Raw genomic sequence first — 12,422 nt, forward strand, 5'->3', positions numbered from 1 at the left:
AAATGATTTGCGAACATTGCAAGCAGCGCAATGCGACAGTAACTGTGACACAAGTTCAAAATGGGCAGAAGGTGGAGCACCATTATTGCGATGTCTGTGCCTCGCAGTTCCATCCGTTCCATGCAGAGTTTAAACAAGAGCCTGTATCGATTCAACAATTGTTATCCAATTGGTTTGGCTCACCTACATGGCAAAAAGTTGGTGAAAAACAGCAAGCGCCACCTCAGCAACAAACATGTCCACAATGTGGATTTACGTATAAGCGATTTTTAAAAGAAGGTAAATTTGGATGTACCAGTTGCTATGACACATTTAGTGAGCATTTGCCAAAGCTATTTAATCGCATTCAAGCGGGGCCACAGCATATAGGGAAAATGCCTGGTGCTCGAAGCAATGTTTTTGTTATTAAAAAGCAAATTGAAGATATTCGAAAACGCATGAAGGCCGCTGTTGACGAGGAGCAGTTTGAAGAAGCAGCGAAGCTTCGCGACGAAGCAAAAAATCTCGAACAGCAGCTACAATTCGAAGGTGGTGATGTGTCATGATGATTGAATCGTTTTTAGCGCGAGCTACACCTGCATGGATGGAAATGGAGGATGATTATTCAGATATCGTCATCAGTACACGCATTCGGCTTGCTCGAAACTTAGACGGCTATCGTTTCCCTTTAGTTTTTTCAGAAAATGAAGCGTTACAAGTAGAGCAGGCTGTGACACATGCCATTCAAGATAGTCCGAAACTTCAAGAAAGATATTCTTATTTTTCCATAAAAGATTTAACACCGTTACAACGTCAAATTTTAGTTGAAAAGCATTTAATTAGTCCACAGCTTGCGAAAAAAGAGCAAGTCGGCTCCATGTTGCTATCTGAAGATGAATCAATTTGCATTATGGTGAACGAAGAAGACCATTTACGCATTCAATGTATGACGGCGAGTTTTCAACTTCAGAAGGCATACGAGGAAGCAAATAAAATTGATCGTGCCTTAGAAGGAGCCTTGCCATATGCATTTCGAGATACTTTCGGCTATTTAACAAGTTGCCCAACGAATATTGGTACTGGCTTACGTGCTTCGGTTATGATGCACCTTCCCGCACTTACACTGACAGGTCAGATGAATCAAATTATCAATGCAATGACGCGTTTAGGGATGACTGTCAGGGGTATATACGGTGAAGGTAGCGAAAATTTAGGTAATGTTTACCAAGTATCGAATCAGATTACACTAGGTAAAACAGAAGAAGATATTTTAGCAGACATTCAAAGTGTTGCAGAAAAAATTATTCAAAAAGAACGGCAGGCAAGAAATAAGCTAATGGAAAAAGCGGAACTTGCCTTAGAAGATCGGATATACAGAGCTTTAGGTACATTAACGCATGCACGCATTTTAACAAGTGAGGAAGCGGCAACCTGTCTATCGAATGTACGTTTAGGTGTAGATTTACAGTTGATTCAAAATATTAAAGCAACCACATTGAACGAGTGTGTGGTCAGTATGCAACCAGGGTTTTTACAGCACTATGCAGGAGAAGCTTTACCACCTGCTGAACGAGATCGAGTTCGAGCAAAAATGCTGCGAGAGGCATTATTTCTTGAAACAATGAGTAAGCCTACTATAGGGGGAAAAGGAGAGGATTCATATGATGTTTAATCGTTTTACACAACGCGCACAAAAAGTATTACAACTTGCACAGGAAGAGGCAATTCGTTGGAAGCACGAATCAATAGGAACAGAGCACATTCTTTTAGGGCTTATTCGTGAAGGCGGTGGTATTGCAGCGAAAGCATTAGAAGCCATCGATATTAGCCCTCAAATGATTGAAGCGGGGATTGAAGAGTTAGTTGGAAAAGGAACAGAGGATGTTGGACCAATCGTTCATTACACACCACGTGCCAAAAAGGTAATTGAACTATCTGTCGATGAGTCACGTAAATTAGGCCATTCCTATATCGGTACGGAGCACTTACTATTAGCGCTTATTCGTGAAGGTGAGGGTGTAGCCGCTCGTGTGTTAAACAATGCAGGTGTAGGCTTAAACAAAGCTCGTCAGCAAGTATTACTGTTGTTAGGCAATAATGATAACGCACAATCTGGACAACAAGCGACGCAGGCTGCAAATACGCCGACTTTAGATAGCTTGGCGCGCGATTTAACTCAAATCGCTCGTGAAGGTTCGCTAGACCCTGTGATTGGTCGCAGCAAGGAAATTACACGCGTTATTGAAGTACTATCACGCCGTACGAAAAATAACCCTGTGCTAATTGGTGAGCCTGGTGTAGGTAAAACGGCAATCGCTGAAGGCTTAGCACAACAAATTATTAACAACGAAGTACCAGAAATTTTGCGTGATAAACGTGTTATGACGCTTGATATGGGGACAGTTGTAGCCGGTACTAAATACCGTGGTGAATTTGAAGATCGCTTGAAAAAAGTGATGGATGAAATTCGACAAGCAGGCAATGTTATTTTATTCATTGATGAATTGCATACATTAATCGGTGCTGGGGGAGCAGAAGGTGCAATTGATGCATCAAACATTTTAAAACCATCCCTAGCACGTGGAGAATTACAATGTATTGGTGCTACAACATTAGATGAGTACCGCAAGTACATCGAAAAGGATGCAGCGTTAGAGCGCCGTTTCCAACCAATTCAAGTGGATGAACCAACTGTTGAAGAAGCAATTCAAATTATTCACGGTTTACGCGATCGCTATGAGGCGCATCACCGTGTGAAAATTACAGATGAAGCAATTGAAGCAGCGGCAAAAATGAGTGATCGTTATATTTCAGACCGCTTCTTGCCTGACAAAGCCATCGACTTAATTGATGAAGCAGGGTCAAAAGTTCGCTTACGTTCATTTGCGGTGCCACCAAACTTAAAAGCACTAGAAGATAAACTTGAAAATGTTCGTTCTGAAAAAAATGCGGCTGTGTCTGGTCAGGAATTTGAAAAGGCTGCTTCGTTAAGAGATACAGAGCAAAAGCTAAAAGACGAAATTGAAACGACACGTAAAACATGGAAAGAAGAACAAGGCAAAGCAGAATCGAAAGTGACAGTTGACGATGTGGCAGCAGTCGTTTCTATGTGGACTGGAATACCAGTAGCTAAAATTGCCCATGAAGAATCAGCTAAACTATTACAACTTGAAGAAGAGTTACACAAGCGTGTTGTTGGTCAAGGCGAGGCAGTAGAGGCAATTTCTCGTGCAATTCGACGCGCAAGAGCGGGCTTAAAAGATCCTAAACGTCCAATCGGTTCATTTATTTTCCTTGGTCCTACTGGGGTCGGAAAAACGGAACTTGCAAGAGCGTTAGCAGAAGTAATGTTCGGTGATGAAGATGCGATGATTCGCGTTGACATGTCTGAATATATGGAGAAACATTCGACTTCACGTTTAGTCGGCTCACCTCCTGGTTATGTAGGTTTTGATGATGGTGGTCAGTTAACAGAAAAAGTTCGACGTAAACCATATTCTGTTGTGCTTCTTGATGAAATTGAGAAAGCTCATCCAGATGTTTTCAATATTTTACTTCAAGTGCTGGAAGATGGTCGTTTAACAGATTCTAAAGGACGTGTCGTTGATTTCCGTAATACGGTTGTTATTATGACTTCAAACGTCGGTGCGGATGCGCTAAAATATCAAAAAAATCTTGGCTTCAGCTTAGGAAGCTCAGAGTCGAAACATAAAGATATGAAGGGCACAATGCTTGAAGAATTGAAAAAAGCATTCCGTCCTGAATTCCTAAACCGTATCGACGAAATGATTGTGTTCCATTCATTAGAAAAAGAACACTTAAAAGAAATCATTTCAATGATGGCCAATACGCTAACAAAACGTCTGCAAGAACAAGATATTACGTTAGAGTTAACAGATGCAGCACTCAATAAAATTGCAGAGGAAGGCTACGACCCTCAATATGGTGCTCGTCCACTCCGTCGTGCATTGCAAAAACAAGTGGAAGACCGTCTATCGGAGGAACTGCTGAAAGGCAATGTAGAAAAAGGAAACCAAGTCGTCATTGATTATGTGAATGATGAATTCGTCGTGAAGAAAAAAGAAGGCGTTTCAATTTCCAAATAAGCGGTTAGCCTATTTAACAAGCATAAATTCGGAAGACAGCGAGGCATATCGTGCCAAGCTGTCTTTTTTTATGTAAAATGAAAATAAGAACAAATATTCGAGGTGGTATGATGGCGAAGAAAAAAACTAAATTTGTCTGTACAGGTTGTGGCTATGAATCGGCAAAGTGGATGGGACGTTGTCCAGGATGTGGTGAATGGAATAAAATGGTTGAGGAAGTGGAGGTTGTGGCAAAAGGCCCTAGAGGAGCATTCCAACACTCTGCAACCGTCACGCAAAAAGCTGTACCTATTATCCAAGTAGAAGCGGCTGAGGAGTCCCGTGTAGCTACAGAAATGGGTGAACTCAATCGTGTCTTGGGCGGAGGAATTGTTCCGGGATCTCTAGTGTTAATCGGGGGTGATCCGGGTATCGGAAAATCGACATTGCTATTACAGGTGTCTGCGTTATTGTCCAATAAAGGTCATCGTGTGCTCTATATTTCTGGTGAGGAATCCATTCGACAAACGAAACTGCGTGCAGAGCGTTTAGGGGTTGTATCTCAAGAGCTGTATATATATTCGGAGACGAATTTAGAATTGTTAAATCAAACAATCGACGATGTACAACCAAAGTTTGTTATTGTGGATTCTATCCAAACGGTGTTCCATCCAGAGGTGACAAGTGCGCCAGGTAGTGTATCGCAAGTACGTGAATGTACAGCGGAGCTAATGCGGATAGCGAAAACAAAAGGCATTGCCATTTTCTTAGTTGGACATGTGACGAAGGAAGGGCAAATTGCGGGACCGCGTATTTTAGAGCATATGGTAGATACAGTGCTGTATTTCGAAGGAGAACGACATCACAACCACCGTATTTTACGGAGCCAAAAAAACCGCTTTGGCTCTACAAATGAAATAGCTATCTTTGAAATGCTTCAGGGGGGCTTAAAGGAAGTTTTGAATCCGTCTGAGCTATTTTTACAGGAACGTTCACAAGGTGCAGCAGGTTCAACAATCGTGGCATCGATGGAGGGAACAAGGCCAATTTTAGTAGAAATCCAATCACTTGTAACCCCTACAAGCTTTAATTATCCGAAACGGATGGCAACAGGGGTGGACCAAAACCGTGTGCAATTGCTTATGGCAGTGCTTGAAAAGCGCATGGGCCTCATGTTACAGGCACAAGATGCATATATTAAAGTTGCTGGCGGAGTAAAGCTAGATGAACCTGCCATTGACTTAGCTGTCTTGACGAGTATTGTGTCTAGCTTTAAGGATCAGGCAGTACGGGGAACAGATTGCTTTATTGGAGAAGTAGGGTTAACAGGAGAGGTTCGTCGTGTCACACGAATTGAACAACGTGTGCTAGAGGCGGCAAAGCTAGGGTTTAAGCGAGCATTTATCCCTGCTTCTAATATTGGCGGTTGGGATTTCCCACAAGGTATTGAAATAGTTGGTGTGGAAACAATTAAAGATGCATTAAATGCCTGCTTTAGAGAGCTTTAAAGACATGCAGTAATGCGTCACCATGTTGCGTCACACTAGGCGTCTGTTGCTAGATGATGAAGTAATTTCAACTAAAATAAATGCATGTTGGGCGACATCCTAGCATGCATTTTTACTTCATAGGTGCAACAATCATTAATTTCATGAAATTGGATAACAATTATTGTGGAAATTAGGCATCTCTTAAGCCTTCCATAACGTCCAATAAACTGAAGGAAATTTAATAATGTTTTGATGAGCTCAAAAAAGATTTTCTACAGTAAAATATGTATAATCGAATATAAGAATTGGAGGTGACAGTATGAAAAAATTTATTCAAATTGCTTTTTTACTGATTGGAGGAGCTTTAGGCCTTGTTTTCTTACCGCCATTATACGAATTGCTACATTTATCATCTAATCCTTGGCTTGATAATCCTTACGTATCAGTTGCTTTAGGTGCGTTTTTACTATTTACATTATCATTTGCTTTTTCCGATTATTTTGTTCGGTTAATTAGCTGGATGGAAGAGGTACTTTTTAAAGTGCCGGTTGGAGATTTATTATTTGGTACGCTTGGGTTAATTGTAGGACTTATCGTAGCCTATTTCCTAGGCTTTGCGATTGATAGCGTTCAAATTCGCGGTATTTCAGAAGTAATTCCAATTATCCTATCTTTTGTACTTGGATATTTGGGATTCCGTGTAGGTTTTAAAAAGCGAGATGAGTTACTTCAGTTATTTACCTTACGTGGGAATAATGCAAAGAAAAAAGCTGCTGAAGGGATTGACGTACCAGAAAATCGCGGTAGTTATAAATTGCTAGATACCAGCGTTATTATTGATGGGCGTATAGCGGATATTTCGGAAACTGGTTTTATTGAAGGCGTTTTGGTTGTACCGCAGTTTGTATTAACTGAGCTACAGCATATTGCAGATTCCTCAGATACATTAAAACGTACAAGAGGTCGCCGTGGTTTGGATATATTAAAGAAACTGCAAGATGAACGTATGACAAAAGTAGAAATTACCGAAGAAGATTTTGAAGATGTGCAGGAAGTGGATTTAAAACTTGTACGTCTTGCAAAGAAAATGGATAATGATACACAAATTGTGACGAATGACTTCAACTTGAACAAAGTATGTGAATTACATCAGGTGAAAGTACTGAACATTAATGATTTGGCAAATGCAGTGAAACCAGTTGTGATTCCTGGAGAAGATATGCAAGTGGTCGTTATTAAAGATGGGAAAGAGCATAACCAAGGTGTGGCTTATTTGGATGATGGCACGATGATTGTTGTAGAAGGAGGCCGCAATTATATCGGACAGGCCATTACTGTAACGGTAACGAGCGTTCTACAAACATCTGCAGGTCGAATGATTTTTGCTAAGCCAAAGGACGATTAGGAAGTGGACAATGTGCAGTATGAAGTAGTGCTTCCGGCAGCAGGCAGCGGCAAGCGAATGGGAGCAGGTCAAAATAAATTATTTTTAGAGCTTGTAGAGAAACCGATTTTAATACACACATTAGAGGTATTTGAGCAAGATGAAAACTGTACTGGCATTTGGCTTGCGGTGAAACCTGAAGAACGTGCTGTTATTCAAAAGATGCTAGCAAACTATGGAATCTCTAAGGTCAAAGGCTTGCCTGATGGTGGAGCAGAGCGACAGCATTCAGTGCATGCTTGTATGAAAGAAATGGAGCAGGTTGATATTGTTTTAGTGCATGATGCAGCCCGCCCATTTATTACGCACGATATTATTGCAAACCTTGTACAAAGTGCGAATAATTTTGGTGCTGCAATCGCTGGTGTTCGTGCAAAGGACACAATGAAAAAAGTGCGTAATGGCATCATTGAAGAAACGGTGGACCGTGAAAGCTTATGGATGATTCAAACGCCTCAAGCCTTCCGCTTCGATTTGATAGTAGAAGCGGAAGATGTGGCTGAGAAAGTGGGCTTCCTCGGAACAGATGAGGCGATGTTAGTCGAGCGACTTGGTCATGAGGTGCACATTGTTGAAAGCAACTATGAAAACGTAAAGATGACAACAAAAGAAGATTTACTTTTTGGTGAAGCTATTTTACGTAAACGAGCGTTGGAGAATAATGTATAATCGCTTTAAAATCTCATCAGCAGAAGTAGCTGATGAGGTTTTTTTATACGATGGTAAACAAACTATAATATGTGGACTATAGTCGTTACGGACAGCTCAATTTCCTAGGAAATATGTTAAACTGTCTATAAATAGAAAATGAAAAAGGCAGGTGAATGCTGTTGCAATGGTCACTGTTGTAACGGCAGTATTGTATGTTTCGAGTAGGACAAGGTTTTGACGTACATGCATTTGAAGAAGGGCGTCCATTAATTATTGGTGGTATTACAATACCGCATGAAAAGGGTCTAGTAGGGCATTCGGATGCGGATGTCTTATTGCACACAGTAACTGATGCTGCGCTGGGGGCGATTGGAGAAGGGGATATTGGGCGACATTTTCCAGATACAGACCCAGAATGGAAGGATGCTGATTCAGCAAAGTTGCTAGAGTATATTTGGAAAATCGTTGAGGACAAAGGCTATGTGCTTGGCAATGTTGACTGCACAATTATGGCGCAACGTCCGAAAATGGCGCCTTATATTGAACAAATGAGAAATCGCATTGCAACTCTATTAAACGCTGATGCATCACAAGTAAATGTAAAAGCGACAACTACTGAACGACTTGGCTTTACAGGACGTGAAGAAGGCATTGCTTCAATGGCAACAATTTTACTGATTAAAAAATAAAAAAATGGCGCGTGTCCACTTGAAAAACACGCGTTACTTTAATTTCCTATACTACAGTGGTAAAATGAACAAAGTTAATAAGGTCGGAATTATTTTCAGACGAATATTTAGGAGGCATTTAATTATGACGAAAGAAGTTCGCGTTCGTTACGCGCCATCACCAACTGGATTTTTACATATTGGCGGTGCACGTACTGCGTTATTCAACTATTTATATGCAAAACATCATAACGGTAAATTCATCGTGCGTATTGAAGATACGGATATTGAGCGTAATGTAGAAGGTGGAGAAGCGTCTCAGTTAGATAACTTAAAATGGTTAGGTATCGAATATGACGAATCCATCGACATTGGTGGGCCGTATGCACCTTATCGTCAAATGGAACGCTTAGATATTTACAAAGAGCATGCTGAAAAGTTATTACAACAAGGCACAGCGTATAAATGTTTCTGTTCATCAGAAAAATTAGAAGCATCTCGTGAAGAACAAAAAGCTCGTGGTGTTGCAGCACCTACTTATGATGGAACTTGCCGTCATTTATCAGCGGAAGAAGTAGCGGCTAAAGAAGCGGCTGGCGAACAATATACAATTCGTATGCGTGTACCTGAAAACGTAACATATGAATTTGATGATTTAGTACGTGGACATGTAGCGTTCGAATCGAAAGATGTGGGCGACTGGGTACTTGTGAAAGCAAACGGTATTCCAACTTACAATTACGCAGTAGTATTAGATGACCACTTTATGGAAATCTCTCATGTGTTCCGTGGTGAAGAGCATTTATCAAACACACCAAAACAAATGATGATCTTCGATGCATTTGGCTGGGAGTATCCTCGCTTTGGACATATGACATTAATCATCAACGAAAATCGCAAAAAGCTATCAAAACGAGACGAATCCATTATCCAATTCGTAACGCAATATAAAGACCTTGGTTACTTACCAGAAGCGATGTTCAATTTCTTTGCTTTACTTGGTTGGTCTCCAGAAGGTGAAGAAGAGATTTTCTCTAAAGAAGAATTTATTAAAATCTTTGATGAGAAGCGTTTATCGAAATCACCATCTATGTTTGATAAGCAAAAGCTGACTTGGATGAATAATCAATACATCAAAAAATTATCTTTAGAAGAAGTAGTGGCATTATCTTTACCGCACTTACAAAAAGCAGGCTTATTCTCAGAAGCGTTAACAGCAGAAGAGCGCGCTTGGGCAACAGATTTAATCGCACTTTACCATGAACAAATGAGCTTTGGTGCTGAAATCGTGGAACTGTCAAGCCTATTCTTTAACGATCATATTGAATATGATGAAGAAGCAAAAGCCGTTTTAGCTGGCGAGCAAGTACCAGAGGTAATGGCTGCATTTAAAACACAACTTGAAAATTTAGAAGAATTTACACCTGAAACTGTCAAAGCAGCTATCAAAGCTGTACAAAAAGAGACAGGTCATAAAGGTAAAAATCTATTTATGCCAATCCGTGTTGTGACGACTGGTGAAACACACGGTCCAGAGTTACCAAATGCGATTTGTTTAATTGGTAAAGAGAAAACAATTGACCGTGTAGAAAAATACGCGAAGTAATAGAATTTTATTGACAATTTATATTGTCGATGTAAAATGAATGTACATTGTGAAAGCGTTGATAAGGAGAAGTACGTAGCGCATGCTCTAAAGAGAGGACCATCACCGGCTGAAAGTGGTCTGAGCCAAGGCAAAACCGAAATGCACCTTTGAGCATAGAGCTGAACATTAGTAGGCTCTATCGGTTCGTTCCCGTTATAGGACGTCCAAAGTGGAAGGCTTTTGCCTTCAATCAGAGTGGAACCGCGCAAATTTCAGCGTCTCTGTCATTCCTTTATGGGAATGATAGGGGCGCTTTTTATTTTTTAAAAAAATTCATGTGTTAGATGTAAGAGGGCAATCATTACTAATAACAATAGGTTTTAAGGCTATTCATTGTGCGGGGTGTAGGATTTAAGGTCGCAAGGTTGAGGTCATGACACACATTGTAACGAAAAGGGGGAGTTTTAATGTTTAAAAGAATGAAGGAAGATGTAGATACTATTTTTGAGAATGACCCAGCGGCGCGCAGTGTACTGGAAGTCGTGTTAACATATTCAGGCTTGCATGCTACATGGGCGCATCGTATTGCACACTGGTTTTTTAAAAGACGTTTTTATTTTATCGCACGTGTAATTTCACAAATTAGTCGTTTCTTTACAGGAATTGAAATACATCCTGGTGCTAAAATTGGTCGACGCTTCTTTATCGACCATGGGATGGGAGTAGTTATAGGGGAAACGTGTGAAATAGGCGATAATGTTACCCTTTATCAAGGTGTTACACTAGGTGGTACAGGGAAAGAAAAAGGAAAGCGCCATCCGACATTAGAAGATAATGTGTTAGTTGCCACTGGTGCCAAAGTATTGGGTTCTATTACAATTGGTGAGAATAGTAAAATTGGCGCAGGTTCAGTCGTTTTAAAAGAAGTGCCACCGAACGCTACGGTAGTAGGGATTCCTGGTAAAGTTGTGATGAAAGATGGCGTTCGTTTAGAGAAAAAACTAGACCATCAAAATATTCCTGACCCTGTAGAGGAACGTTGTCAAGGTTTCGAGAAGCAAATCGCAGCATTGCAAGAAGAAATCGGGCGCTTACAAAAGGAGAGAGAAAAACAATGAGTATTCAAATTTTTAACTCATTAACAAGACAAAAAGAAACGTTCGTACCGCTAGAAGAAGGAAAAGTTAAAATGTATGTTTGCGGTCCGACGGTTTATAACTATATTCATATTGGGAATTCACGTCCTGTCATTGTTTATGATACGGTTCGACGCTATTTCCAATATAAAGGTTACGATGTGAAATTCGTCTCTAATTTCACGGATGTCGACGATAAGATTATTAAAGCAGCTAATGAGCTCGGTGAGGAAGTTCATGAACTTACAGATCGTTTCATTGCCGCATATTTTGAAGATGTGACTGCATTAGGTTGCAAAAAGGCAGATGTCCATCCTCGTGTAACGGATCACATGGATGATATTATTGACTTTATTAAAGTGTTAATCGACAAAGGTTATGCATATGAGTCAGCGGGCGATGTCTATTACCGAACTCGAAAATTCAATGGTTACGGTAAATTATCACATCAATCGGTAGATGATTTGAAAATTGGTGCACGTATCGAAGCGGGCGAGAAAAAGGATGATGCATTAGATTTTGCATTATGGAAAGCAGCAAAGCCTGGCGAAATCTATTGGGAAAGTCCTTGGGGCAACGGCCGTCCAGGATGGCATATTGAATGCTCTGTGATGGCGCGTGAGCATTTAGGTGATACAATTGATATACATGCAGGTGGTCAAGATTTAACATTCCCGCATCATGAAAATGAAATAGCGCAATCCGAAGCGCATAATGATACAACATTTGCGCGTTATTGGATGCATAATGGATATATTAATATCGATAATGAAAAAATGTCAAAATCCCTTGGTAATTTTGTGCTCGTGAACGATATCCGTAAACAAATCGACCCGCAAATTTTACGATTCTTTATGTTATCTGTTCACTATCGCCACCCAATTAACTTTGCAAAGGATTTAGTAGATGCTGCAGCAACAGGTTTAGAGCGTATTCGTACTGCATACAACAATGTTAAGTACCGCCTATCTGCAACTGCAAGTCTCGGCGATTGCTCAGAGGAATGGCTCCGTCAAATTGCTCAACAAAAGGCGCAGTTTGAGGAAGCGATGGATGATGATTTCAATACGGCGAATGCTATTTCAGTATTATTTGAATTAGCGCGTATTGCAAATATTTACTTGAATGAAACAAATACGGATGAGAAAGTGTTATTAACTTTTATTGAAACTTTTGAGGTATTAGGTGACGTCTTAGGTATTGAATTTGCTAAAGAAGCTGAACTACTGGACGAAGAAATTGAAGCATTGTTACAAGAACGCGTAGAAGCGCGCAAAAACCGTGACTTTGCCCGTTCAGACGAAATTCGTGACCATTTACAAGCGCAAGGTATCATTTTAGAAGATACACGCCAAGGGACAAGATGGAAACGAGGGTAAGT

10 protein-coding genes and 1 other annotated feature are annotated in these 12,422 nt (G+C 40.4%); all 10 genes read left to right on the forward strand.

Translation table 11 applies throughout. The features are described 5' to 3' along the window. Positions 1-2: 2 nt before the first annotated feature. The 10 genes from FC748_RS19775 to cysS all read left to right on the forward strand — a co-directional run bounded on the left by FC748_RS19775 (position 3) and on the right by cysS (position 12,420). Positions 3-545, forward strand: a complete 543-nt coding sequence (locus tag FC748_RS19775) for a UvrB/UvrC motif-containing protein (protein WP_024364399.1) — start codon at positions 3-5, stop codon at positions 543-545. After that, a complete protein-coding gene (gene mcsB, locus FC748_RS19780) occupies positions 542-1,651 on the forward strand; it encodes a protein-arginine kinase McsB (protein WP_024364398.1) in 1,110 nt (369 codons plus the stop codon). Before FC748_RS19775 ends, mcsB begins: the two co-directional genes overlap by 4 nt. Then, positions 1,641-4,085 (forward strand): ATP-dependent Clp protease ATP-binding subunit, encoded by a 2,445-nt coding sequence (locus FC748_RS19785; protein WP_024364397.1) that lies wholly within the window; start codon positions 1,641-1,643, stop codon positions 4,083-4,085. Before mcsB ends, FC748_RS19785 begins: the two co-directional genes overlap by 11 nt. A gap of 110 nt (positions 4,086-4,195) precedes the next feature. Next, entirely contained in the window at positions 4,196-5,572 is a 1,377-nt protein-coding gene (gene radA / locus FC748_RS19790) for a DNA repair protein RadA (RefSeq protein WP_024364396.1), read from the forward strand. A 301-nt stretch (positions 5,573-5,873) separates the two neighbouring features. Beyond that, on the forward strand, positions 5,874-6,959 hold the full coding sequence (locus FC748_RS19795; RefSeq protein ID WP_024364395.1) for a PIN/TRAM domain-containing protein: 1,086 nt from the start codon (positions 5,874-5,876) through the stop codon (positions 6,957-6,959). Between the two features lie 12 nt (positions 6,960-6,971). Then, entirely contained in the window at positions 6,972-7,667 is a 696-nt protein-coding gene (gene ispD / locus FC748_RS19800) for a 2-C-methyl-D-erythritol 4-phosphate cytidylyltransferase (protein ID WP_108031060.1), read from the forward strand. A 194-nt stretch (positions 7,668-7,861) separates the two neighbouring features. Next, positions 7,862-8,338 carry a 2-C-methyl-D-erythritol 2,4-cyclodiphosphate synthase gene (gene ispF / locus FC748_RS19805; RefSeq protein ID WP_024364393.1) on the forward strand — a complete coding sequence of 159 codons (477 nt, stop codon included), beginning with the start codon at positions 7,862-7,864 and terminating at the stop codon, positions 8,336-8,338. Positions 8,339-8,462: 124 nt separating this feature from the next. Further along, entirely contained in the window at positions 8,463-9,923 is a 1,461-nt protein-coding gene (gene gltX, locus FC748_RS19810) for a glutamate--tRNA ligase (RefSeq protein WP_208733886.1), read from the forward strand. Positions 9,924-9,972: 49 nt separating this feature from the next. Next, positions 9,973-10,191, forward strand: a binding site (T-box leader). Between the two features lie 181 nt (positions 10,192-10,372). Next, a complete protein-coding gene (gene epsC, locus FC748_RS19815) occupies positions 10,373-11,023 on the forward strand; it encodes a serine O-acetyltransferase EpsC (protein ID WP_024364391.1) in 651 nt (216 codons plus the stop codon). Then, on the forward strand, positions 11,020-12,420 hold the full coding sequence (gene cysS / locus FC748_RS19820; RefSeq protein ID WP_025220848.1) for a cysteine--tRNA ligase: 1,401 nt from the start codon (positions 11,020-11,022) through the stop codon (positions 12,418-12,420). The genes epsC and cysS overlap by 4 nt, the downstream gene beginning before the upstream one ends. The last annotated feature ends 2 nt before the right edge of the window (positions 12,421-12,422 follow it).

This window comes from Lysinibacillus sphaericus (genome assembly GCF_005217585.1).
GTDB classification, from domain to species: Bacteria; Bacillota; Bacilli; order Bacillales_A; family Planococcaceae; genus Lysinibacillus; species Lysinibacillus sphaericus.